This window comes from Microcoleus sp. MON1_C5 (assembly GCF_036701875.1).
In the GTDB taxonomy this organism is placed as follows: domain Bacteria; phylum Cyanobacteriota; class Cyanobacteriia; order Cyanobacteriales; family Microcoleaceae; genus Microcoleus.
Genome location: NZ_JAUBRN010000001.1, coordinates 153,434 through 177,498 on the forward strand (window position 1 = coordinate 153,434; position 24,065 = coordinate 177,498).

Below are 24,065 nucleotides of genomic sequence, written 5' to 3' on the forward strand. Positions count from 1 at the left end.
CAGTTTACCTTCTGCTTCTTCGCCTGCTGCGAGTTATTGTGCCGCTGCTATCAGAATTTGCAGGTGATATTTTTTCAACGCTGCTATTGCTTTTAATATTAGTAGAGTCAGAGTTTGAGGCATCAATGACCGATTTTCTTCTAATTATAATCGGAACATTAAGAGATCGACCGCAAGGTCGGCCGAAGGAGTCTATCTTCCTTCGATAATCGCAGATTGCCGCCTCTGCAATCGGTTCTTGACAATCATTAATAAAGCTTTGGGCTAATTGGTAATTCTTGCCGTCTCCCTGCTTTGAGAAAAGTTCTCCAGCTTGTTGAAAGTCTGCTACTGCTTGCGATTTAGTTCCCAACATACAGCGAATAGCACCTCGTTCCAAATAAGCCAAACCATAATTAGGATTAACGCGAATAGCTTGTTCATAATCCCCGATCGCCTTTTGTTTGTTTCCCAATTCATAGTATGCTTGACCGCGACCGAAATAAGCTTCTGCCAAGTTAGGATTAAATTGCAGCGCTCGATCGTAATTGTAAATTGCCTGCTGCTTGTTTCCTTGTTGGCCAGTAGCAATCCCCAATCCGAGGTAAGCTTGAGGTATGTTCGGATTCAGCGCTAAAGCCTGAGTAAAATTGGCGATCGCCCCCGGAACATCTCCCTTTTGAACTTTCAAAGAACCTTGGTTGCTGAAATTTGCAGCTTTTTGAGCGATCGCAACTCTTTGACTGATAACAGCGCGATTGGCCCGGTAATTAGATAACTTATTTTGAGCTAGATTATAAACAGGTGTACGTGAATCGATCGCTTCTAAAAGTGCGATCGCCTGTTGCCATTTACTTTGCGACTGATGCCAAACTTCCATCGGATGAGGCGGTTTTTGCACAACCACAGCAGCTTCCATTGCCAATTGTTGAGCTTTTTCTAGACTTTCTGCGGCCTGTAAATTTTGCGCTACGGGAACCAAGCTCGGGCGCAGTTTCAGCAAATCAGCTCTAGCTTGTTGATACCCAAAGCCAGGGAAGTTAGGAATTTTGTCTAAATTGGCGATCGTTTCTTTAAGTCGTTTATCGAAACTTCTGAGCAAATTGACATCGGTCACTTTCCCTGCATTCTGCGTTTCAACAGCCAGTATTTGCGCTTGCTTAAGCGTTTCATTTCCCGATCGCATAAAGGCGCTCATCCCTGCACCTGCCCCCAACATCAAAACCCCTAAACTTGCTAATAAAGCTGCGGGTATTTTGCGGCTTCGCGAGTTATTAACTTGATTGTTAATTCGTGATGGCTGTACCCTTCGAGTCTGACGAGATTGTTCCGCTTCCGGTTCGGGCTCCACCTCCAACTCCCAAGCCGGTAACTGCAAATCATCTGCTGCTGTTCCCGCTGCCAACTCGTGAGTAATTGGAGAAATATTATTGGTATTTCCGCTGTCATACTTGTCAACCAAACTCTGCAATCCTGCTTGATATCCTTCTCCTACTGCCTGAAATCTCCACTCTCCATTCTTTTTATACAAACGACCAAACTCTACAGCAGTCTCTAGCGAAAAATTCTCTTTTAATTCATAGCGAACCAGTTCGCTTCCCGTATCCAAATTGGTAATTTTGATAAAACTCTTTTTGATATTGCTAAAACTTGCCTTGATTTTATCTGCTTCGTGAATAGTGACCGCAAAAGTTATTTCCTCAATTTCAGCATTAATTTTTTCTAAAATAACGCCGTAAATAGTCTTCTTTTCTTGACCTCGGTTGTTTTTGTCAGGAATCGATTGCAGTACCGAACCGTCACAGGATTGAAGATTATTGTAAAAGATAAAATATTTATCGTTAGGTAGTTTGCCGTCAGCACTTAGCATAAAAGCAGAGACATCAATCTCGTAGCTTTGTCCTGCCTCTGTCACCTGCCAACCGAGGGCGATCGCGATTTTTTTCAAACCGGGCGCTTCTTTAGAGATATTAAATCTCTCACCCTTACTTAATTGCATTGCCATCTGCTTATTTGTTAAACATCAAACTTTATAGTGTTCATGTTAATATTAAGTCCCCGGATAATTTTTGCTATTCAATAAAACTTAATATTTTGCTTTTAATAGCGGGCTTGATTAAAAATATGTGCTGCCTGTATCTGAAATTTATTGAGATTTACTTAAGTACAATTACGTAATTAAAAACCTGGCTTTCTCCCAAACCGGTTTCTACAATTAAACTTAATTTGACCCTACTTTTGAGCATTTTCAGAACTAGGTAACAAGGTAACAAATTTACCAAAAGCTCCAGACGAGACTGTTCCGCTTCCGGTTCTGACTCCACCTCCAACTCCCCAGCCGGAAACTGCAAATCATCGGCAGTTCCCGCTGCCAACTCGTGAGGAATTGGAGCAATATTATTACTATTTTAGCTGCAATACTTATCCACAAAACTCTGCAATCCTGCCTGATATCCTGCTCCTACCGCTTGAAATCTCCACTCTCCATTCTTTCTATACAAGCGACCAAATTCTACAGCAGTCTCTCGCGAAAAATTCTCTTTTAATTCATAACGAACAAGTTCTTTTTCTGTATCCAAATTGTAAATCTTGATAAAAGCATTTTTTATATTGCTAAAATTTGCATTAATTTTTTCTGCTTCGTCAATAGTGACAACAAAAGTTATTTCCTCAATTTCAGGATTAACTCTTTTTAAGATAACGCCGTAAATCGTTTTATTCTCTTGACTTCGGTTGTTTTTATCCCGAATCAATTGCAGTACCGAACTGTCACCGGATTGCAGATTATTGTAAAAGATAAAATATTTATCGTTAGGGATTTTGCCGTCAGCACCTAGCATAAAGGCAGAGACATCAATCTCGTAGCTTTCTCCTGCCCCTGTCACCTGCCAACCGAGGGCGATCGCCATTTTTTTTAAACCGGGCGCTTCTTTAGAGATATTAAATCTCTCACCCTTACTTAATTGCATTGCCATCTGCTTATTTGTTAAACATCAAACTTTATAGCGTTCATGTTAATATTAAGTGGGACAATAACTTTTCTTCTTTAAGAAAACTTAATATTTTGTCTCTAATAGCGGGCCTCATTAAAAATATGTGCTACCGCTCTCCGAATTTATTGAGATTTACTGAGAGAGAATTACGTAAGCAAAAACCGGGCTTTCTACAAAACCCGGTTTCGACAATTGAACTTAATTTGAGTCTAATTTGGAGCATTTTCAGAACTCGGTGGCAGGGTAACAAAATTACCAAAAGCTCCAACCGTTTGATAGCTTTTTTTGCCTAATTCAGTGGTGTAAATACTAACCACACCTAAGTTTTGACGCTGCGTTGTATTGTCGAGCAAGCTTTCGATTGTGTTCCGCTGCGAAGTCAGCAAATTTTTGCAACTGCCGATTAAACTATCTGTAATGCCGCTCAAAGCTTTCGGAACGCGAGAATCCTTGCACACAGTGCTTTCCAGCTCGGTTTGGAGTACGCCGGAAGCATAAGTTAGGTATTTGTCTCTCCCAGGATTTGTAAATGCCATGCCCGCCGCCAGAAGAGTCAGAGCCATCGTGACTTTTCCCACATTGCCGAAAAAATTAGAAGTTGGCTTGTTAGTATTCATTGCGTTATCAATATTCATTTTTTTTAGCCCCGTTGATTTATAAGCTTCTCTTGATTTAAACTACACCTCCTCAGAAACAGATTTCCGAAAGGAGGGGACAGTTTTTAGATTGGAGGCCAGTTGCGAGTAAGTCTCTCACTGGTTTACCTTCCTTTTACGTTTCCCCCTCCCTCAAATCCGGTAAATCTTCAACAAAACATTTAGCTGGTTCCCCGGCACAGCCTGGGGACGAGGAATTTAAACTTAGTTTCGCTTTGATTTTTGCCGATCGATCTCCCGCTGCAACTCTTCAATCTGACGGCGCAAAGCCTCCGTCTCACTGTTAGGCGCTTGCGACTTCACATCAACCGCACCCTCAGCTACAGCCCGCTTGTAGTTCCCTCGCTTAATTTGGCGGTATTCCTCGGAACTTGCCCAGTCTCGCAAATACCGCAGCCTTTCCACCGGGAAAGGGTGACTCAGCATCACGCCTTGGCCGCCGTTGTAAAGTAAAAATTTATACACTTGGTTGAGATTGTCTCGATCGAGCTCTTGATAGTTGTCAGACTGGCGGATAAATTCTTGCAAACTGCATTGGTCAGCATATTTACTGCTAACTCCCGCAAGTTGCATCATCGTCTTCATCACACTGTTCAAGTCATCCGTCACCAACAAAGCCGCCCGATCCGCCGACAATTCTGCCTTGCGCCGCCACTCGTAAAAAGCGAAAATTAAACCGCTGCCGACCATATTTCCCAAACCGAAAGTCATCTCGCCAATTGTCGATGCGACGCTCATCGCCCACATCGCCATTTGATTTAAAGTTGGATGGCCGCATTTAATGTGTCCCAACTCGTGAGCCAAGACTACCCGCAGTTCCGCCTCGTCCAACAAGTCTAAAAGACCCGTGTGTAATACTACATAAGGCTGGTTTTTTCCCAGGGCATAGCTGTTAACTGAGGGATTCTGAGAAACAAACAAACCCGGTTCTGGAAAAACATCTAAAGCCTGCACGCACTCGCGAAATATATGATAAATGCTGGCATATTGGCGCGGGCCGACTTGAATGCTATTTCCCATTAGGTAAACGAATTGCGGTCGTTCGTAGACAAATTCTACAAATTTGCTGGCAATTAAGTCAAATCCAGGCACGCTGCGTAACGCTGCCTCGGCTTGGCGATCGAGGGGATGTTGAAAAGCTTCGCTAGAAATTCCAGTATAAGTAGGCATGGTTGTTGCAAAAATTACATCTAAAATATTTCAGTGTTGCCGCTCGCTGCTGGTGCTAGCTGGCGCCTGACTTATCAATGTTATCGCGACAAATATTGAACTGTTGTGGAACAGGCACCTTGCCTGTTCAAATTAGCGTTAAAATTGTGATTCTGGTACAGGCGCGATCGACAAACATCTTTCACAGTGCCTGTGTATCGCCTCACCCAAAAATTGGAACGTGCAAAAATGGCTATCCTGCGACTCGAAAACGGTACAACCTACACTCAACAAAGCGACATTACCCGAGAACTCGCTTCCTTAAACATTCAACTCAACCGCTGGCCAGTGGGTGACAGCGCTGAAATTCAAAATTTGTTAGCTAAAGATGCTCTTGACGACAATCAAAAAGAGCAAGTGCTGCAAGCCCTCGACGGCTACTTTCACCAGTTGTCGGAAAGTGCAGGCTATCAGGATCGCGACTTAATTGTACTGCACCCAGACATTCCCAACCTCGACACCATGCTGTCCAAATTCAGCAAGTGCCACATCCACGCCGATGATGAAGTCCGCTATATCGTAGCAGGTGAGGGCATTTTCGGCTTCGTGCGGCCCGACGGCAGCCAAGTCGAACTCACAGTGCAGCCGGAAGAATTTATCAACGTGCCGGCGAATACAGAACACTGGTTTTATTTGACAGCAGCCCGGAAAATTAAAGCGGTGCGCTATTTTACCACCAAAGAAGGCTGGACGCCTGAGTATACCGATACGGAAATTCGATCGCGTTTAGCTGCTGTTTGAACAGTTGACAGTTGAGAGTTGACGGTTGACGGCAATCTTCAAATCATCTAAAAATCCTCAAATCCAGCCTCAAATTTTGTGGTTTGAAGATTGCAATATGCTCAAAGCAACCGCCTCCGCCACCTTAATCCCATCAATCCCCGCCGACAGGATTCCACCCGCATATCCTGCACCTTCCCCAGCAGGATAAAGACCTTCTGTATTCAAACTCTGATAATCTTCCTTGCGTTTAATCCGAATCGGTGAAGAAGTGCGCGTTTCCACACCAGTCAAAACCGCATCATCCATCGCAAATCCTTTAATCTGTTTGTCAAAAGCCGGAAGTGCTTCGCGGATAGCTGCGATCGCATAATCTGGCAAACTTTCGCTCAAATCAGTCATCACAACTCCCGGCGTATAAGACGGCTGCACACTGCCTAGCGCCCTGGAAGGGCGATTCGCCAAAAAATCCCCCACAAGCTGCCCAGGGGCGTTGTAAGTGCGACCGCCTAACTCAAATGCCCGTTCTTCTAAGCGACGCTGAAACTCTATTCCGGCTAAGGGATGACCCGGATAATCTTCCGGCGTGATACCCACCACAATCCCGCTGTTAGCATTGCGTTCATTGCGAGAATATTGACTCATCCCATTAGTGACAAGTCGCCCCGGTTCTGACGCAGCCGCCACTACCAAACCACCGGGACACATACAGAAACTATACACAGAACGATTGTTTTGGCAATGGTGAACCAGTTTGTAATCGGCGGCGCCCAAAAGCTTATGGCCGGCCCGATCGCCAAAACGACAGCGATCGATGATAGTTTGGGGATGTTCCACCCGAAAACCAATGGAAAAAGGTTTAGGTTCGATGTAAACCCCGCGCGAAAACAACATTTCAAAAGTATCGCGGGCGCTGTGTCCCACCGCCAGAACTATATAATTACTAGCAATATATTCTCCGCTGGCGAGGGTAAGTCCCTGCACTTTTCCATTTTCGATGTGGATATCTTCTACACGACTTTGAAACCGAATTTCTCCGCCTAATGATTCAATTTGGGCGCGTAGACTTTGGACAATTCCCACCAGTTTGAACGTGCCAATATGCGGTTTATTAATATATAAAATTTCCGGTGAAGCTCCTGCATTCACAAGTTCCGTCAGCACCTTCCGCCCATAATGCTGAGGATCTTTAACTTGGCTGTAGAGCTTGCCATCGGAAAAAGTACCCGCACCACCTTCGCCAAACTGAGCGTTAGATTCTGGGTTGAATTCTGCTTTTTTCTTCCAAAATCCAAAGGTATCAACCGTGCGATCGCGCACTGCTTTTCCGCGTTCTAAAAGGATGGGGCGAAACCCCATTTGTGCCAGCATCAGACCCGCAAACATACCGCACGGCCCTGTACCAATCACAATGGGGCGAATCGTCAAATTGCTGGGGGCTTTGGCTACATAGCGATAATTCGTGTCTGGCGTCACCATCACATGAGGATCTTTTTTGAAGCGTTGGAGAAGTTGCTTTTCCTGTGTCGTCTCTACATCCACAATATAGACAAGGAGGATTTCTGCTTTTTTACGAGCATCGTAGCTGCGCTTGAAGATGGAATAGCTGAGTAATTCTTCGGGGGGAATTTGCAGCTTTTTGAGAATGGCGCTAGCGATCGCATCTTCAGGATGATCGAGGGGGAGTTTTATTTCGGTTATTCGTAACATATAGTGGAAGGAAGAAGGAAGAAGGAAGAAGGAAGAATAAAAATCCCGAACAGAAGTATTATAACTATTTAACCGGACATCCTATGGGCGATCGTCCTCGGTCGATCAATTTTTAATTTTTGAGTGGATAATTGAAGAAGCGTTATAATAAACAAAAAATTAAGTTTTGTAAAGACCCTTGACTGCAACATTCACACCTAAAAACAGCCGAACCTGGCACGCTCTCAACCCCCTGTGGGAAGGAGCAGAAGACGCAGTACAAAAGGGTTTGCCCCACACCAAGCTCGCACCGGCGTGGCAAATACTGCTCTTGGGCGACGGTTCCCCCACCCGTCACCTGCAACTGCTGACAGGGGAACCCACTGAAGTAGATGTGATCGATATGTCTTTAGTGGGTGAAGACGCAGACGGCGCGCCCCAGCAAATTGTCGCGGTTCCGGGGCCGCGGCTGCGCCGCCAAGTGTGGCTGCGGACTGCTTCGGGACAGCGCTTAGCCTATGCAACTTCTTGGTGGGAAGCGAGCCACGTAGATGAATATTTACAAAATAAATCTTTGCCAATTTGGGCCAGTTTAGCGAGACTGCGGACAGAATTGTATCGGGATGTGCAAGGGATTTATTGCGGTGATTCGGCTGCTTTGGAATCAGCGTTTGAAGAGTCGGGCCCTTTTTGGGGGCGACACTATTTGTTTTGGCATCATGGTAAGCCATTGACTCTGATTTATGAGGTTTTTTCTCCTTATTTAACTAAGTATTTGGGGCCGATGCAATTGGATGTGGATTGAGACTGAGATCTTGCACCATTATCAATCAGGCTTTCAGGGCGGGCTAGAAGCCCAACCCCTACTCCCCACAATAAAATTCATCTCTTGTGGAACAGGCCGGAAAGCCTGTTCTCAAGAAGAAGAGGAAAATCAGGAGGGTGTAGAACTGAAGCTTCTACTTATTTCATTGTTGTTCGACGAAATTTTACTCGCAAACCGTCGCGCGGATGCGGAGTCGGTACTGTGATTAAATTCAAATCTTGATCCGGTAAAAGCTCCCATTCAAATTCCCGAACAATCTTTGCCGCAAACAACTTCATCTCTAATCGGGCAAATTCTTTGCCCAAACATTCTCGCAAACCTCCACCAAATGGCACGTAACTGAACGGTTTTGCCGATCGCTCGGAGTTAAATCGATCGGGATCGAAGCGATCGGGCTCGGGATAAACAGCGGTATCTTGATGCGTCTGATTGATTTCATAAAGCACGCTCCAACCCTTGGGAATTTCGTAGCCGCCGAACTCGCAAGCATTAATTACCTGCCGAAAACCGCCTCCCACTGGCGGAACCAACCGCAGCACTTCTCGGAGCACCTGTTCTAAATAAGTCATTTGTTTGAGCTGTTCCAAGGTTAGCGGTTCCGTAGCGGGGAACTGCTGCTGTTCGGCCCGCACTTTTGCCATCACATCGGGATTTTGAGCTAGCAGAAGGCAAAAAGAGGCGATCGCCGAAGTTAGAGTTTCGTGCCCCGCAAACAACAGCAGCAGCACTTGATCTTTTAACTCCTCCAAACTCAAACTATTTCCCTCGTCATCGCGAGCCGAAATCAGCAAACTCAAAGCATCATTGCCACTTGGGGTTCCTTGTTGGCGATCGCGAATAATCTTTTCAAGTTCGGCTAACAGTAACTTTCTGCCCTTTTTAGCTTTACCAAACTGACTCCACGGCACATCAAAAGGAATAGAAAATAAACCATCACTGAAGGTTTTAAAATAATGTCCTAGCGCCGTGTGCGAACCATTATCAACCCCTACTAACAACTTACCCGCAACATCAAAAGTATAATTTCTCAGTTCTGGATACCAAGTCATGGTTTCCATTTTAGCCCATTTTTCCAAATAGCGCTGAGTGATATCTTCCATCCCGCCGATATACCCAGCCAGAGCTCGTGGCTGAAACGCTTGGTACAGCAACTTGCGCCGATTTTGGTGGTTAGCACCCGTTTGCAGCGCCAAGGAAAGCGGTCCTAAAAGCGCTTTCGTGCTGGGAGGCCAACTCACAACAAAATATCGGTTTTCATTGCTTAAAACAAACAAATTCGCCTCTTGGCCACACACAAACACAGTAGGTTGTCCGAAGATGCTGGTTTTGAAAATATTTCCGTACTGCTGGTGGCGTTTTTTGGCGAATTGGGAATCTTGCAAAAAGTTGATACTATCGCCAATTAGGGGTAAACCGAAACTGCCGGGAGGTAATGCCATTTTAGATTTTAGATTTTAGATTTTTAATATCATATCAATTTTAGTTGTAGGGTACGCAATATGTACCCTACAACTTTTGGGTAAAATAACTATTATCTGTGTGTATTCTGTAGGATGCGCCAGTCTTAAGGTTAGTACAAAAAAATCTAGTTTTTCCCACTAACTCACCTTAGTGATTTTTCCTACAAACATATTTTAAAATATTGTGCTTTTAAGCGGAATCTTAATCGTAAATTCAGTTCCTTCCGCTAGAGCGGAAATACAATTGATTTCACCTTTATGTTTTTCGACTATAATTGAGTGGGAAATCGCTAAACCCATCCCAGTACCCGAACCGATCGGTTTTGTAGTATAGAACGGGTCAAATATCCGCTGCTTGACTTGATCGGTGATACCTGCACCGTTATCAGCAATTTTAATCAGAGCGAAAGTACCTTCTACCTCTGTACGAATGCGGATAATTCCCGGATTTTCTAGCGGTTCTTGTAAAGCGTCAATAGCGTTAGCGATAATATTCATAAACACCTGATTCAACAGTCCGGCGTAGCACTCCACCAGCGGCAATTGTCCGTATTCTTTAACGACTTGAATTGCTGGGCGCTCGGGCTGAACTTTCAGACGGTGTTCTAAAATCATCAATGTGCTGTCGATGCCTTCGTGAATGTTAACCTTTTTCATGTCAGATTCATCAAGGCGAGAGAAATTCCGCAAACTCCTCACGATATCCCGGATGCGAGTAGCTCCCATCTGCATAGAAGACAGCATTTTCGGCAAGTCCTCTAGCAAGAAATCCATTTCTAACACCTCTATTTCCTCCTGAAGAGCTGGAGAAGGTTCTGGGTATTCATTTCGATACATTTGCAGCAGTTTCATTAGGTTTGTGGTGTATTCTTCTGTGTAGGTAAGATTGCCGAAAATAAAGCTGACCGGGTTATTGATTTCGTGGGCAATTCCTGCTACCATCTGACCGAGACTCGACATTTTTTCTGCCTGCACGAGTTGAGTTTGAGCTTGCTGGAGTTCGCACAGAGTTACTTCGAGTTTGGCAGCTTGTTCTTGTGCTATCCGAGCTGAATCGACGCTTTGAGTGTAGAGTTCGGATTGACTGATGGCGATCGACAATTGATCGCAAATTGCCGATAGCAAGTCCACTTCGTCTTTTGTCCACCTGTGCACCTCGTGGCAAGAAGTGCAGCCAACAACTCCAGTTAAACCCCCTGCACTCTTAACCGGCAAATTCAAGACAGATTTGTAACCCACCTGCAAAAAGAATTCCCTTTCTACTGGATCGCTGAAAGCTGCAACATCATCTATTTGATAGATTTCCAAATTAGCGATTTTTTGCGCCAGCGTCCCCGTTACCTCAGCAGGGTAATAACCCAAAAGCGGTAGCAAGTCATCATTTTTAGCTTCGTGGACGACATCCCAAGCAGCCGTCTCGGCATCGGACGTATACCACATAAACAGACAGCGATCGAGTTGCAGCAAGTGGCGAATCTGCTGCACAGTTGTCGCCAAGATAGTATCTAAATCGAGAGAAGCGCGGATTTGACTGCCTAGCTGGTTGAGCAATTTTTGCTGCATTGCTGTTGCTTTTGATTCGGCGGCGGCGAGGCGAGATTTTTCGTAAAGTTCGGCTTGATTAATTGCGATCGCCAATTGAGTTCCTACTGCCATTAATAATTCTACTTCTTCGTCTCTCCACAGCCGCACCCCGCTGCAAGCACCGCAGAGGATTGCGCCAATTTTACCCGACTGTGTTTGAACGGGAATGTCCAGCAGAGAATTGAGGCCTACATACCTTAAAAATTCCCGTTCTGCTGCATCGGTTAATGCATCAACATCGTCGATACGAATTATTTCTAAATTCCCAATCTGCTCAGCGAGAGAAGCAGTTGGATTGACAGAATATAAACCCAAGAGCGAGTGTAAATCGGTATTTTTTGCCTCGGAGATCACATCCCAAACTGGTGATGACTCGTGGGGCAAATACCAAAAAAACAGACAGCGATCGAGTTGCAGCAAATCGCGAATTTGCTGCACGGTTGTTGCTAAAATAGTATCTAAGTCCAGAGATTCCCGGATATTGCTAGCTAGCTGGTTTACCAGCGCTTCCTGCTCCGCTAATTTACGGAATCTCGCTTCCGACTGTTGCAACTGTATTTGAGATTCTTTTTGTTTTGTAACGTCCAAACCCAAGCCAATTAAGCCGATGGCGCTGCCGTTGGCATCTTTTACCTTAGCTTTAATCACCTCTAAATGGTGATTGTTACCGTCAGCAAACTGCATAACTTCATCAGCATAAAAAGGAGTATCTTGACTCCAAACTTGCACGTCAGATGCCATACAGTTAGCAAATGCTTCCGCTCCCAAAATTTCTGAAGTGTGAGAAGCTGCCAAAAATCTTTCTTCAGGAACGTTCACTGATTCGCAAAAAGTTTTGTTAACCAACAGCATCTTGCCTTTAGTGTCAGTCAGCCACACCCAAATCGGAGCGTTGTCAATAATTGCCCTCAAAGTTTGCTTTTGTATGGCGAGAGCTTCTTCTGTTTGTTTGCGCTTAATTCCCAGGGCGATCGCATCTGCTACCGAGGCCAAAGCAACCAGCGTTGATTCCTTCAACTCCTGGCGAGCAAACATCGCTATTACTCCCAGCAACTGATTGTCAACAATTAGCGGGTATCCAGCAAAAGCCACCATTCCTTCTCGTGAGGCCCATTCTTTGTCGTGGAGTCGGGGATCTTCTTGCACAGAATTAGTGATGTGAGGTTTTCGCTCCAAGGCGATTAAACCAATCTTGAACTCGCCGACAGGAATGCGGGTGTAAGCGCCGTCAATGCCAGTATATATCCCCGCGCTTGCTTCCAGTTCCAATACATTCTCCTCTTCATTCAGCGTCCAAATCCGAGCAAAGGCAGCATCCAAATGGCGCATAACTGCATCGGCGCAATATTGCAAAGTTGCAAGCAAAGTCTGGTTTTGAGTCAGAGCAATTCCCACATCTGCTGTGAATAGAGAAAGTTTCAATTGTTCTGCTAAAGCTTGTTCTGCTCTTTTGCGCTCTGTAATGTCCGTAGCAGCACCGAGACGCTGCTGAATTTTTCCCTCCTTGGTTCTGCTAAATACTATATTCCGGCTGACTAACCAGTGCCAACAATTCTGTCGATCGCGTACCCGATATTCGTACTCAATAACTTCGCCGTCGGGAGCATTTTCTAATTGCTGCCAATATTCGGGAAATTTAGCTAAATCCTCAGGGTGGATAATGGTAGGTAACAGACTGCTACCCATTTTTTTAACTTCTTCGGGGGTATAGCCGAGGGTGTCAGCGATTTCGCGGTTGCTGTAGACATTTCGCTGCTCGGTTTCGTCGTAAACATAGAGAAGATTTGGACTGGTATTGGCAATTCGCTCAACAAAACGCTGACTCTCTTGCAGCGCTGCTTCTGCTTGTTTTTGAGCGGTAATGTCGCGGCCGACACCATAGATCAATTCTTCCTCGCAGAAACGGGTAGCAGTCCAGGCTATCCACTTGTAAGAACCGTTGCGACAGCGCCAGCGGTTTTCAAACCCAACGGTATTATTCCCCGCAGCAATACTTTCAGCTTCTTTTAAAGTAGCTTCGCGATCGTCTGGATGCACGAATTCAAGGAATAGTTCGCCAATCATTTCTCTTGGTGCATAGCCGAGCATTTTTTCTGCTGCTGGGTTGATGAGTGTTACATAACCGTCAAAACTAAGGACGCACAGCATATCTAGCGACAGGCTAAAAAACCGATCGCTTCCGTTGGGTTCGGTGGATGGGCGATCGTTGCGCGCTAGGACCCAAGAGGCGTTTGAGCGCGCCGATACCCCCAAAAAGACAATATTTGCTACTCCCAAAAATCCCAGGGCGAGTTGGCTATCGTAGAAATTATCACCGCTGCCAGCTACGAGCAACCCGTTTAAGACAAGCAGTACAATTATCAAAATTGAGAAGACACTGCCAGGGGCGATCGTCGCTAATCTGGTTTTTTCATCCTGCTTTCTGCTTTCTACCTTTTGTATTCTAGTGAAGGCTTCTCGGATTTTTATTAAAAACCCTGGCAGTAAGTTAAACACTTTAGCGTTTTTTGAGGCTTCGAGTTGAAGTGAGTGTTTCATTTTTTGACTCGATATTAACTTGGACTTTTCCTGATTTAAAAATTACAATAAAGAGGTTGAAATATTGTAAAAATTTCCTTCTTGGCAAGCTCTAGCATTTAAGAATATACGTAAAATTACGCAAAACCACCCGATAACTAAGTGTATTTACGGCAGTAGCGAGCAATCTCTTTTTAGCTGGGGTGCACATTTTATAATTTTTCCGACTCAGAGAGAGAGTTTATCTATAATACTGCCTTAGATATTGCTGTTAGGCATTGGACATTTGGCCTAATTTAGCTAGTCCTGGGCGCAGAAACTCGCACTCCTAGGTGCAGTACCTAATTATGTAGGCTGCGCCTAAAGCTGCTTACCGCGTTAGACTAGCGTGTTATACCCAACTTTTTTCGTGTAGAAATAACTGGGTTTGATTTAGGAAAATACTGCGCGGAGCGCCCTGGCTGTGGGTTGAAAAACCCGGAATATGAGTCAAGTTCAAGCAGGTTGAATTTGACCATAAATTATGAATTTAAAATAAAAATAAACTGCTAATTTGTGAAGATAAAATGAAAAAAATCTTCGTAGCAGTTTTTCGTTGACCGAGATGTTCGCGCGTAATGGCTAATTAGTAATTGGTAATTGGTAACGGGCAATTGGTAATTGATACCAGTTTAAAACACTAGAGCTCAAACCTGTGTCGATTCATCCGCAGGCGATGGGGGCCAAGCAGCTTGGCGACCTAGTTGCTGTTGCCGAATTCGCTCCAAATTCCCTGCTGGAATAGAAGCTATAAGTTGCCGCGTGTAAGCTTGTTGCGGTTGGCGGTAAATGCGCTCGGCAGTGCCAATTTCCTCGATTTTACCTTTGTTCATGACGATCGCGCGATCGCTCATAAACTTGACCACGCTCAAATCGTGAGAAATAAAAATATAAGTCAGTCCAAACTCTGTTTGCAACTCCTTCAGCAAATTTAAAACTTGCGCCTGCACCGACACATCTAATGCGGAAACCGACTCATCGCAAATAATAAACTTAGGATTCAAAGCCAGAGCTCTAGCAATACAAATTCGCTGCCGCTGTCCGCCCGAAAACTCGTGAGGGTAGCGCCGCATAAAATCGGGATTTAAACCCACTCTCTCCAACAAATAAGCAGCGCGATCGCGCTGTTCTTTCTGGTTCTTACCAAAGCGGTGAATCACCATCGGTTCCATCACCGCATCCCCAACATTTAGGCGCGGATCGAGAGAACTAAAAGGATCTTGAAAAATAATTTGCATATCGCGCCGCAGCCACCGCAATTTGCGATCGTACTCTTTTTGCCTCCGATAATTAGCCATCCACTGCGGTGCCGAACTACTTTTCGCAGGAGGCGTAATTTCTTGGCCTTCAAAAAACACTTTACCGCTGGCCACCGGAATTAATTGCAGCAAAGCTCTCGCCAAAGTTGATTTGCCGCAGCCAGACTCGCCCACCAAACCCAAAGTCTCGCCCGGGTAAACCTCAAAAGAAATATCGTTTACCGCCATAAATAAGCGTTTGGTTTCGCCAAACATTCCCTGCACCGGAAAACCGACTCGCAAGTTATCAACAGCTAGCAAAGGGCCGGAAATATGCGGCAGCCGAGGCGGTTTTCCTGTTGCAAAAGCGGGATTTCCCCCGCTGCTGTCGCCGTCTAAATCGGCATTTTTCTCGACAATTACTAATTCGCCGCTAGCATTTGTGGTGACATCCATAAAATCGGAAACAGTCGGCAAGCGGCGCAGTTGCCGATCGAGAGTTGGGCGGCAAGCTAATAAACCTTTTGTGTAAGGATGTTGGGGATTGCTGAAAATTTGTTCGATCGCACCGCACTCAACAATCTTGCCTCGGTACATCACCGCCACTGTATCGCCAATTTCCGCAATGACGCCCAAATCGTGGGTAATAAAAATCATTGCCATGCCTCTAGAGTCGCGCAACTCGCGCAGCAAAGCTAAGATTGTTGCCTGCACGGTTACGTCCAAAGCCGTGGTAGGTTCATCAGCAATTAATAAAGTTGGATTGCAAGAAATGGCCATTGCAATCATCACGCGCTGGATTTGACCGCCTGAGAGTTCGTGGGGATAGCGATCGAGCATAGCTTGTTTTTGGCCGTTGACGAGCTGCATCAAATCGCGATCGTCCTCTATAACTGCTTGATTCCCCGCAGCAGCCCGGGAATGCTCTTGTCGCAAAGTCAAACACCGCTGCCTGAGCTCATCGTCGCCCGGTAGCAGCTTCACTTCTTGCAGCAGAGAAGCTGCTTGGCGCCGCGCTTCTGTCTGCGACACCTGTTGGTGCAAACAAATGGCTTCTGTGAGTTGAAATCCGATCGTATAAACTGGATTTAGCGAACTCATCGGCTCTTGAAAAATCGTCGCAATCTGGCTGCCCCGGTATGTTTGTTTTTCCCTGTCCGGCATTTCCAGCAGATTCACAGGCCCCTTGCTAGCACCGTCTTTTGTCGAATAAAACCAAATTTCGCCGTCGATTTTCGTTGACGAACTCGACAGCAAACCCATAACAGCGAGGGATGTTACCGATTTTCCCGACCCCGACTCTCCCACGATGCCCAGAGTTTGCCCTCGCTTGACCTCAAACGAAATGCCGTCAACCGCTTTGACGGTTGCAGACGCATCGCCTGCGTCCGCAGATTGAAATTGAACCCGCAGGTTGCGAACTTCTAGGACGGTTTCACTCATGGAGGTCTATGGCAGTTAAATGGAGATTAAGTGGATTGTAGCAGGGCCTGTTGAAGGCAGAAGGCAGTAGGAAGATTTTAAGATTGCTTTGGATAACCGACGGCGAAAGCTAACATTCCTCGCAACGCTTCGCCGTGGATGAGTTTTGAATTTTAAATGGTTTATAACTTAAAACTCAAAACTCAGAACTACTGGAGTGCCTTCTGGCTGCCAATAATTTTCCTCAAAAACCGATGACTTGAGTGTCAGCAGGCAGTGCAGTGGCCTCGGAGACCTTTTTAAACACGGTTGCCTGTTCGTTTAAGGAATTAGGTCTCGCCTCTCCGGGATTGGTGCCTTGCAACTGAAGGCGCATTTGACCTTCGGGAGTCAACTCAAAAACAGTCTGAACGGTTTCTGTGCTGCTGAGACCGACATCAATGTGCATCGGTTTTTCACCGAGATTAACTTTGTACCTCATTTCTTTGGCCCGGGCGGCTCCGTCGGGGCCTTTAGCCATGAGGAACAATTTGCCTTCTGGGGCAAAGACGAAGGTGAAAGACTGACCGGAGGGGACTGTGCCTTGCCATTGGCCTAGGAGTTGCTTGTCGATGCTGCTAGCGGCCGGGGCTGCTGTTTCTTGGGCAATTATTGGTGCTGCTGCGGATGCGGGGCCGTGTGAAGCGTTGAAGCTGGCGAGGATGCCGAAGCAAAGGCCACCTGCGATCGCTTTGCCAATCATTTTTGAATTAGACATGAGACCGATCTAAAAATTAGTTATTTGTTTTGTACACTGTAGCGGTAAAACCGTACTTTGTTTAGTTTAAATCTCTTTTAAGAATAGATATAGCTTGAGGTTCACACCTGCAACGCAGTTGTCATCACCGGACTAAAGCTTTTCCTGAGCTTGTTGAAGGGTCACGGGGCTTTCAGTTTTTTCTTGTAACATCCAATACAAATTCGCTTTTAGCTGCACAGCTCGCTGTTCTGAGTTGATTGTTCTTAACTCAAAACAGCGAACTGACTATTGCGTTCGATCGCACAGATAGTTTGGCAAATCGATCGCATTAATAGTCTTTCATTAATTTTTTTCAGGATCGCGTTCGACTTGTTCTGTCGGAGATTCCGGCGCTGCTTCCTGTGGATTTTGCGATCGTTTCGTTCGCTCCAATGCCTCTGCGTAAGACCAAGCCACGCTCACAAGAAAAGCTTTCGCCATACCGTCCAAATCTTTTGACTCATCGCTTTCCGGCGGTTCAGCTTTTTGGTTGCCGTCGTTCGTCATGTTTTTGTTTTCTCCCGGGCAGGTTTTTCTAACGACTTGTTGCAGTGTGCGATCGATACCCAAAAATTATGATTTTTCTTGCACCAGCACCCTACTCATCTTTGAGGGTATGACCTTGCTCAGCACAAATAATATCATAAATACACTGATTGGATAACCGCATCAGAAAGAAACCTTAACTTCGCTGGTAGCCCGCAACACAGATTCTTGCTGGAAAGTGCGCTTGTAAGTTTCGATAATTTCATTAATAGCTTGATTTTTTTCCTGGCTACTTTCATAAATCAAAATAACTATTTTAGATTTTTCTCGAATCAGAATTCCCGAACTGTTGAGAAATTGCCCCGATCCGTCTAATACCGTTAGCCCTTCCCGAAAGCGAGGGGTAATAACTGCGCTGACAAACTCCTGCCATTCTGCTTCAGAAACTGGCTCGCCTCCCGGTTTAGTTAACCCAAAATACAGTTCATCTTTGAGGAGATTTGTTTGCTTGGCGTTAGTATCCGAAGTTTCGGGAAGTTGAGCGCGGGCAATTGTTGCCGGACAAACAGGCAGGATGAACAGCAGGCCGGTCAAGCAAAGACTGTTAAAATGTTTATTCATCAGGAATTACGCGGAACTTCTATATGTAGGGTGCAACCTAAGTGCCTTACCGCTTATTTCTTAGTCTCAAGCGAGAGGGACAAAAGTTTCTGTAGTTTGACCTCGAACTCGCATTCCAGGGGCGATCGAAGCCAGATAGGAGTTTGAGGTGAAAAGCGGTTTTAACTGACCCAAGAGCACCATTTTCATGAACCAGCTTTTCGGTCTGTTCCACTCATACTTCAATTTTCTTGTGGGCCGTTGCTCTGAGCAACGCCCTTGAAATGCTGATTGAGAATTTTGCAATATCTCAGTTTCAACCGCCGAGTCTTATCAAGGGGTTTTTAACGCGACTTTGATTTAATTTAACATAAAAAGCTTCCTACTCAAAAACCCAGTTTCACATGAGAAACCGGGTTTTTGAACGTCAGCCTTAGTTTATTTATGCTCGCCTACTTGATTGTCTCTGCCGTATTAAGTAGCTCAACCTATTTAAACGTCAAACTGTTCACGAGTTGAGAAACCCGCAAGGGCGAACACTCTTGAGGCTGCCCCTACAGCAATCAGGTTTCTCTGTGTTAGATTTTTTTAGCTGGACCTACTTATCCTTTAATTCGCGGACACTTCTCTTAGCAGTGTCTTGGTACATTTCACCGAATTCTTTCACGGCTGCTCCTGCCTCTTGACCAATCTTCTGAACTCGTTCGCCCGGAGAGTCTGACGTTTCGCGAGCTTCTTGCCTCCATTCCCGCGTTGTTTGGGGTCTTTCAGAATTGTTTAGATCGGCCTTTGAGCTGGCTTGCCCGCCAAAACCTTGGTTACTGCGCGCCGAATCAACATTTGTTGTCAGAAGCAGAAAACCGACTAGGACAACACTCAAAAAACTCTTGATTTGAAAGCCCTTAAGCAGGGAACTAATGCGAGCAATGGCTGTGGAAATCAAATTCATCTCGGTCATACTCCCTAAGTTGATTGGTGATAATTTTCAACATTTTTTCATCTACTAATTGACTTGCTCCAACATCAGCAGTTAACGCGAGGGAAAGCCAACTTAGCTTCAACTTGCCATTAACCACCTAAATAATAGAGTTATAGGTTAGCGATAAAATCTGGTAAACACGCAACCTATGTGTCAGCCAATTAGCTTTTTCACACATGAATATCACCTTAACAGCAGCCAAAGAGTTCTACCTCTAACTAAAGTCATAACTTAGTTATAAGCAAAAAAAATATTTTTCAGCACAGGGTTAGACCATTTCTAATCAATCATGCTATGCAGGGCAAATTCTTATTGCAAGCGATCGCCCGTTTTCACGTCAAACCAGTGCAGCAACTGAGGCGGGAAAACCAGCTCTACAATTTCTGAATTCCAGTGGCGGTCATTGGGCAGCAAAGCCCGCACCGTTACTGAGTCCACGCCTTTAACTCGGACGCTAACTAAATTTTGCATTCCCAAGTTTTCCACTAAATAAACCTCACCTTTAATGGCGTCTGGGCCCGGCACATTGCCGGACTCAGCATCTGCAAAGCCGACGTGTTCAGGGCGAATTCCTAAAACAATTTCTGGCGGCACAGTCGGCATATTTGGGAGTGGAACTCGAAAATCCCCCAACTTAGCAAAATTTCCCTGGCATTTAAGCACGAGCAAATTCATTTGCGGGCTGCCCACAAAACCGGCTACAAACTGATTTGCAGGACGGGTATAAATTAAGTGTGGCGGATCGAGCTGCTGCACGTTGCCGCTGTTGAGAACTGCGACCTTTGTAGAAAGCGTCATTGCTTCGGTTTGGTCGTGAGTTACATACACTACAGGAGCTTTTTGAGAGGAAAATAATTGTTTGAGTTCTGCCCTAACTTTTTCCCGCAATAATGCGTCGAGATTGCTCAAAGGTTCGTCGAGCAAAAATACTTCCGGTTGGCGCACTAAAGCGCGGCCGAGGGCGACTCGCTGCCGCTGTCCGCCTGATAGTTTTCCGGGTTTGCGATCGATTAATTCCGTCAATCCGAGGGATGTTGCAACTTCTGTCACTAATCGGTTGATTTCGCTGGAGGGGATTTTGCGAAGTTTCAGGCTCGACGCCATATTCTCGTATACTGTCATGTGCGGATAAAGCGCGTAACTTTGAAAAACCATTGCAATATCGCGATCGCCCGGTCTGAGATAAGTGACATTGCGATCGCCAATTCTAATCTCGCCTCTAGTCGGCTGTTCCAGCCCTGCAATTAACCTGAGAGTCGTAGATTTGCCGCACCCCGACGGCCCCAACAAAGTCAGAAATTCCCCTTCGCTGACATCCAAACTAATGTCTTTTACGGGAACTACTTTAGGGCTGTAGGTTTTATTGAGGTTTTTGAGTTGCAATTTTGCCATGATTTTTAAACTGTTGACTGTTGACTGTTGACTGTTGATGTTTACTCGTTACCAGGCTCTGCCTGGTAACGCAGATCCGGAGGCTCTGCCTCCAATTTTCCTGTTTAAAAAGCGAGGCAGAGCCTCTAGATATCGGTTCCCAGGCAGAGCCTAGGAACGAGTTCTAAACTATCCTTTTACCGCCCCCGCAGTTAAACCTTGAACAATGCGCCGCTGGAATACCAAAACCAGAAAAACTAAGGGCAAAGTTCCCAAAACGGTGGCTGCGGCGATCGGGCCGTAAGGAATCTCAAATACTGACACTCCGCTGAGTTGAGCCGTGGCGACGGGGATTGTTTTTAGAGATTCGCGAGTCATAAATGTTAGTGCAAATATAAACTCGTTCCAAGCTGAAATAAAGGTCAAAATTCCAGTTGTGACTAAAGCTGGAAATGTCATCGGTAGCACGATTTGCCACAGCATTTGAAAAGTGTTGTATCCGTCTACTTTAGCCGCATCTTCCAAATCTTTTGGCAACTGTTGAAAGAAACTCCGCATCACCAAAATTGTCAGCGGTAGATTGATAGCGGTGTAAGGAATAATTAATGCTAAATAATTATTCCCTAAACCCAAAGCTTTGACAATTTCTAGAAGTCCTAAAAATAGCAGCACCGCCGGAAATAGGGTAACTATCGTCACAGTTGCCAGGATGATTCTCTCCCCCCACAACCGCAACCGGGCTAAAGCGTAAGCTGCGGGAGCGCCTACAGCCAAACACAGCAATGTCGAAGTAATCGAAACAAAAGCGCTATTTAAAATGTAAAGTGCAAACGGGCGGCGCTGGAATAGGGACAGGTAATGCTCGAAAGTAATTCGTTTGGGAATGTAGACGTTGGGAATCGCTGAAATATCTGCATTTACTTTGAAAGAAGTTAGCACCTGCCAGATAATAGGTGCGAGGAAATATGCGACGATTAATAGTGCTGAGATTGGCAAGATTAATTGGCGGATGTCAAAGGTTTTTTTGGTGGGTTGTTCGCGGGCGATCGACATAATTTATACCAATGAAATAAAAGTGTAACTGTTGGCAATCCCACATCTAAAATCGTCTTAGTTTCCTCCGGCTGCATTGACGCGGGCTCTCGATAACAGGTAAGCGGCGATCGCAACTGCTGCCACTAACAGCAAAAAAGTACACACCACCAAAGCCGCCCCGTACCCAAAGTCTAAATACCTCATCACCGTGCTGTAAATGTAGATAGAAACCGTCTCCGTTGCCCCCGCCGGCCCCCCTCCCGTCATCACCTGAATCAAGTCAAAAATGCCGAAAGATTGGGCAAATCGAAACAGCAAAGCAATCACAATCTGGGGCATCAGCAGGGGCACAGTAACTTGACGGAAACTCTGCCAGCTACTCGCGCCGTCAATCGCGTGGGCTTCGTACAAATCACCGGGAATTGATTGCAATCCCGCTAGCAAAAGCAAGCTGACAAAGGGCGTCGTTTTCCACACATCTGCTGTAATTACTGCCATCATTGCCAAAGTCGGATCTCCCAGCCAGCTAATGCTATTTTGAATCAATCCTAATCGCCTTAAAATGTCGTTAATTACGCCGTACTGGTCGTTAAAAATCCACGCCCAAGCTACTCCCATCAATGCAGTCGGGAGCGCCCAAGGTAGCAGGGAGATTGTGCGAACAATGCCGCGCCCTGTGAAAGATTGATTTAAGACTAAGGCAATGCCCATACCGAGAATTAATTCCAGTAAAACAGAGACGACTGTAAATACAGTGGTGTTGCCTAAAGTTTGCCAGAAACGCCCGTCCTCTAACATTCGACTGTAGTTAGCAAAACCGGAAAAAACCAGTTTTAATTCTGTACCGAGGTTTTGGGTGAATAAACTCAGCCAAAAAGCGCGCAATATTGGGTAAGCAAATACTAGCATCAGAATTATCAAAGCTGGTGCTACTAATATCCACCCGGTCTTTTGTTCGCGCTGTCGCATCTTGTCTAATTGCATCTTGTTCACCTTTAATTTATTTTTGGGCGGGCTAGGAGCAACGGCCCACAATTGAATTAACTTTTTGTGGAACAGGCATCTTGCCTGTTTCTAACTCTTTGTGGAACAGGCATCTTGCCTGTTTCTAACTCTTTGTGAAACAGGCATCTTGCCTGTTTCTAACAGAAAACCAAGATGTCAGCTTTACGAAGCTTGGGGTTGTTTTAAACTGCCTAATAAATTGCGAGTTTCGCTAGCTGCTGCTTTCATTGCTTGTTCTGCACTCATTCTCCCGGTAAAAGCTGAACTCAAATAGCGCTGCAAAATATCAGAAGCTTGAGCGTATTGTGCCAGGGGCGGGCGCAAAGCTGGCCGTTCGACTACTTTTAGCAGTTGCGGGTAGTGGGGATATTTGGCGACTATTTCTTTGTTGGTAAACAGCGATTTGTAACTGGGAATTAAACCGGTTTCTAAAATAAATTTGCGCTGGGTTTCCTCGCTGGTAAGATACTGAATTGCTTTCCAAGCTTGTTCTGGATGTTTTGAGGTTTTGGCAATTCCCCAGCCCCAGCCACCCAAGCAGGAACCGCCTGTTTTACCCGTACTGCTGAGCATTGGCTCGATCGCAATTTTGCCTCTAACATTCGATCCTTCGGCATTTGCCAGCTTCCAAACATACGGCCAGTTTCGCAAAAACAGCGCTTTGCCATTTTGAAACAACAGCCGGGTTTCTTCTTCGCCGTAGGTGGTGACGCCCGGAGGAGAGATACCGGAGGCGATCGTTTTTTTGAGAAATTCCACTGCTTTAATTGCCTCGGGTTTATCTAACCCAACTTCAAAAGTTTGAGGGTTAGCCCAAAAGCCGCCAAAACCGGAAAGTACCTCGACAAACATCGCAGATACTCCCTCGTATTGTTTGCCTTGCCACAGATAACCCCAAGTTGCTTTTCCCTGTTTTTGCAAGTTTTGAGAGATTTTTACCATCTCTTCAAAGGTTTTTGGCACTGGAATTTTCGCTTGTTCTAAAATGTCTTTGCGGTAGTAAAGCATTCCGGCATCGGAAGCGTGGGGAATTCGGTAAAGTTTGCCCCGATACCGCCCGCCTTCGACGTTACCTTGGATGAATTTTGATAGTTGTTCGGGGGAAATTCTGTCTGTCAAATCGCTTACCCAACCTGCGGCTGCAAATTTGGGAACCCAGACAATATCCATGTTGATGATGTCGTAGGGCGATTCGCCTAAAAGAAAGGCAGATGTGTAAAGATTTTCTATGAGGTTGGTGTCAAAAGGCCCTTCTATGAGGTTGATGCGAATGTCGGGGTTTTTCTGTTCAAATTCTTTGACAAAGGGTCTCCAGTTAACAATGTCTTGGCCTTGCATTAACATGGTGAGCACGACTGGCTGTTGAGTCAGTGCCGGCAGAATAAATAAAAGCAAGACGGTGGCTAATGTGACAGCGAATAAGGCTAAAAGGCGAGGCTTCTGCCTTCGTTGCGGCGGGGAATTGATTTTTTGCATTTG

20 protein-coding genes are annotated in these 24,065 nt (G+C 45.5%); 2 read left to right on the forward strand and 18 right to left on the reverse strand.

Features of this window, described 5'->3' with window-relative positions; translation table 11 throughout:
* Nucleotides 1-4 precede the first annotated feature (4 nt).
* The 5 genes from QUA71_RS00650 to QUA71_RS00670 all read right to left on the reverse strand — a co-directional run bounded on the left by QUA71_RS00650 (nucleotide 5) and on the right by QUA71_RS00670 (nucleotide 4,798).
* Nucleotides 5-1,978: a TerD family protein gene (locus QUA71_RS00650; protein ID WP_333280953.1), complete on the reverse strand. Its 1,974-nt coding sequence runs from the start codon at nucleotides 1,976-1,978 to the stop codon at nucleotides 5-7.
* 157 nt (nucleotides 1,979-2,135) lie between these two features.
* Entirely contained in the window at nucleotides 2,136-2,354 is a 219-nt protein-coding gene (locus QUA71_RS00655) for a hypothetical protein (protein WP_333280956.1), read from the reverse strand.
* A gap of 33 nt (nucleotides 2,355-2,387) precedes the next feature.
* On the reverse strand, nucleotides 2,388-2,954 hold the full coding sequence (locus tag QUA71_RS00660) for a TerD family protein (RefSeq protein WP_190738642.1): 567 nt from the start codon (nucleotides 2,952-2,954) through the stop codon (nucleotides 2,388-2,390).
* Nucleotides 2,955-3,181: 227 nt separating this feature from the next.
* Nucleotides 3,182-3,607, reverse strand: coding sequence for a DUF4359 domain-containing protein (locus QUA71_RS00665; RefSeq protein WP_333280959.1), 426 nt, complete (start codon nucleotides 3,605-3,607; stop codon nucleotides 3,182-3,184).
* A 225-nt stretch (nucleotides 3,608-3,832) separates the two neighbouring features.
* Entirely contained in the window at nucleotides 3,833-4,798 is a 966-nt protein-coding gene (locus QUA71_RS00670) for a M48 family metallopeptidase (RefSeq protein WP_333280962.1), read from the reverse strand.
* A gap of 228 nt (nucleotides 4,799-5,026) precedes the next feature.
* Between QUA71_RS00670 and QUA71_RS00675 the strand changes: the two genes are divergently transcribed.
* Entirely contained in the window at nucleotides 5,027-5,578 is a 552-nt protein-coding gene (locus tag QUA71_RS00675) for an acireductone dioxygenase (protein WP_333280966.1), read from the forward strand.
* A gap of 69 nt (nucleotides 5,579-5,647) precedes the next feature.
* On the opposite strand, the gene QUA71_RS00680 is transcribed toward QUA71_RS00675, so the two are convergent.
* Nucleotides 5,648-7,267 carry an NAD(P)/FAD-dependent oxidoreductase gene (locus QUA71_RS00680; RefSeq protein WP_333280968.1) on the reverse strand — a complete coding sequence of 540 codons (1,620 nt, stop codon included), beginning with the start codon at nucleotides 7,265-7,267 and terminating at the stop codon, nucleotides 5,648-5,650.
* A 178-nt stretch (nucleotides 7,268-7,445) separates the two neighbouring features.
* Between QUA71_RS00680 and QUA71_RS00685 the strand changes: the two genes are divergently transcribed.
* Entirely contained in the window at nucleotides 7,446-8,051 is a 606-nt protein-coding gene (locus QUA71_RS00685; protein ID WP_333280972.1) for a chorismate lyase, read from the forward strand.
* Nucleotides 8,052-8,209: 158 nt separating this feature from the next.
* On the opposite strand, the gene QUA71_RS00690 is transcribed toward QUA71_RS00685, so the two are convergent.
* The 12 genes from QUA71_RS00690 to QUA71_RS00745 all read right to left on the reverse strand — a co-directional run bounded on the left by QUA71_RS00690 (nucleotide 8,210) and on the right by QUA71_RS00745 (nucleotide 24,062).
* Entirely contained in the window at nucleotides 8,210-9,511 is a 1,302-nt protein-coding gene (locus tag QUA71_RS00690) for a cytochrome P450 (protein WP_333280975.1), read from the reverse strand.
* A gap of 195 nt (nucleotides 9,512-9,706) precedes the next feature.
* Nucleotides 9,707-13,654 (reverse strand): GAF domain-containing protein, encoded by a 3,948-nt coding sequence (locus QUA71_RS00695; protein WP_333280978.1) that lies wholly within the window; start codon nucleotides 13,652-13,654, stop codon nucleotides 9,707-9,709.
* Between the two features lie 665 nt (nucleotides 13,655-14,319).
* A complete protein-coding gene (locus QUA71_RS00700; RefSeq protein ID WP_333280981.1) occupies nucleotides 14,320-16,353 on the reverse strand; it encodes an ABC transporter ATP-binding protein in 2,034 nt (677 codons plus the stop codon).
* 223 nt (nucleotides 16,354-16,576) lie between these two features.
* On the reverse strand, nucleotides 16,577-17,089 hold the full coding sequence (locus QUA71_RS00705) for a hypothetical protein (protein ID WP_333214374.1): 513 nt from the start codon (nucleotides 17,087-17,089) through the stop codon (nucleotides 16,577-16,579).
* A gap of 324 nt (nucleotides 17,090-17,413) precedes the next feature.
* On the reverse strand, nucleotides 17,414-17,617 hold the full coding sequence (locus tag QUA71_RS00710; protein WP_333280984.1) for a hypothetical protein: 204 nt from the start codon (nucleotides 17,615-17,617) through the stop codon (nucleotides 17,414-17,416).
* Between the two features lie 162 nt (nucleotides 17,618-17,779).
* Nucleotides 17,780-18,217, reverse strand: coding sequence for a DUF3574 domain-containing protein (locus tag QUA71_RS00715; RefSeq protein WP_333214378.1), 438 nt, complete (start codon nucleotides 18,215-18,217; stop codon nucleotides 17,780-17,782).
* A gap of 66 nt (nucleotides 18,218-18,283) precedes the next feature.
* Nucleotides 18,284-18,406 (reverse strand): hypothetical protein, encoded by a 123-nt coding sequence (locus QUA71_RS00720; protein ID WP_333280986.1) that lies wholly within the window; start codon nucleotides 18,404-18,406, stop codon nucleotides 18,284-18,286.
* A 388-nt stretch (nucleotides 18,407-18,794) separates the two neighbouring features.
* Nucleotides 18,795-19,145 (reverse strand): hypothetical protein, encoded by a 351-nt coding sequence (locus QUA71_RS00725; RefSeq protein ID WP_333280990.1) that lies wholly within the window; start codon nucleotides 19,143-19,145, stop codon nucleotides 18,795-18,797.
* 339 nt (nucleotides 19,146-19,484) lie between these two features.
* Nucleotides 19,485-20,567, reverse strand: coding sequence for an ABC transporter ATP-binding protein (locus QUA71_RS00730; protein ID WP_333280993.1), 1,083 nt, complete (start codon nucleotides 20,565-20,567; stop codon nucleotides 19,485-19,487).
* 168 nt (nucleotides 20,568-20,735) lie between these two features.
* A complete protein-coding gene (locus QUA71_RS00735; RefSeq protein ID WP_333214384.1) occupies nucleotides 20,736-21,599 on the reverse strand; it encodes a carbohydrate ABC transporter permease in 864 nt (287 codons plus the stop codon).
* A gap of 57 nt (nucleotides 21,600-21,656) precedes the next feature.
* The gene (locus QUA71_RS00740; protein WP_333280996.1) at nucleotides 21,657-22,565 is read right to left on the reverse strand and encodes a sugar ABC transporter permease; all 909 of its coding nucleotides are present in this window, start codon (nucleotides 22,563-22,565) and stop codon (nucleotides 21,657-21,659) included.
* A 183-nt stretch (nucleotides 22,566-22,748) separates the two neighbouring features.
* Complete coding sequence (locus QUA71_RS00745) at nucleotides 22,749-24,062, reverse strand: ABC transporter substrate-binding protein (protein WP_333280999.1); 1,314 nt, start codon at nucleotides 24,060-24,062, stop codon at nucleotides 22,749-22,751.
* Between the last annotated feature and the right edge of the window lie 3 nt (nucleotides 24,063-24,065).

Coding starts and splice junctions, on each gene's coding strand:
- QUA71_RS00650 (WP_333280953.1), bottom strand. CDS start 1,978: ATGCAATTAAGTAAGGGTGAGAGATTTAATATCTCTAAAGAAGCGCCC.
- QUA71_RS00660 (WP_190738642.1), bottom strand. CDS start 2,954: ATGGCAATGCAATTAAGTAAGGGTGAGAGATTTAATATCTCTAAAGAA.
- QUA71_RS00665 (WP_333280959.1), bottom strand. CDS start 3,607: ATGAATATTGATAACGCAATGAATACTAACAAGCCAACTTCTAATTTT.
- QUA71_RS00670 (WP_333280962.1), bottom strand. CDS start 4,798: ATGCCTACTTATACTGGAATTTCTAGCGAAGCTTTTCAACATCCCCTC.
- QUA71_RS00675 (WP_333280966.1), top strand. CDS start 5,027: ATGGCTATCCTGCGACTCGAAAACGGTACAACCTACACTCAACAAAGC.
- QUA71_RS00680 (WP_333280968.1), bottom strand. CDS start 7,267: ATGTTACGAATAACCGAAATAAAACTCCCCCTCGATCATCCTGAAGAT.
- QUA71_RS00690 (WP_333280975.1), bottom strand. CDS start 9,511: ATGGCATTACCTCCCGGCAGTTTCGGTTTACCCCTAATTGGCGATAGT.
- QUA71_RS00695 (WP_333280978.1), bottom strand. CDS start 13,654: ATGAAACACTCACTTCAACTCGAAGCCTCAAAAAACGCTAAAGTGTTT.
- QUA71_RS00700 (WP_333280981.1), bottom strand. CDS start 16,353: ATGAGTGAAACCGTCCTAGAAGTTCGCAACCTGCGGGTTCAATTTCAA.
- QUA71_RS00705 (WP_333214374.1), bottom strand. CDS start 17,089: ATGTCTAATTCAAAAATGATTGGCAAAGCGATCGCAGGTGGCCTTTGC.
- QUA71_RS00710 (WP_333280984.1), bottom strand. CDS start 17,617: ATGACGAACGACGGCAACCAAAAAGCTGAACCGCCGGAAAGCGATGAG.
- QUA71_RS00715 (WP_333214378.1), bottom strand. CDS start 18,217: ATGAATAAACATTTTAACAGTCTTTGCTTGACCGGCCTGCTGTTCATC.
- QUA71_RS00720 (WP_333280986.1), bottom strand. CDS start 18,406: ATGAAAATGGTGCTCTTGGGTCAGTTAAAACCGCTTTTCACCTCAAAC.
- QUA71_RS00725 (WP_333280990.1), bottom strand. CDS start 19,145: ATGAATTTGATTTCCACAGCCATTGCTCGCATTAGTTCCCTGCTTAAG.
- QUA71_RS00730 (WP_333280993.1), bottom strand. CDS start 20,567: ATGGCAAAATTGCAACTCAAAAACCTCAATAAAACCTACAGCCCTAAA.
- QUA71_RS00735 (WP_333214384.1), bottom strand. CDS start 21,599: ATGTCGATCGCCCGCGAACAACCCACCAAAAAAACCTTTGACATCCGC.
- QUA71_RS00740 (WP_333280996.1), bottom strand. CDS start 22,565: ATGCAATTAGACAAGATGCGACAGCGCGAACAAAAGACCGGGTGGATA.
- QUA71_RS00745 (WP_333280999.1), bottom strand. CDS start 24,062: ATGCAAAAAATCAATTCCCCGCCGCAACGAAGGCAGAAGCCTCGCCTT.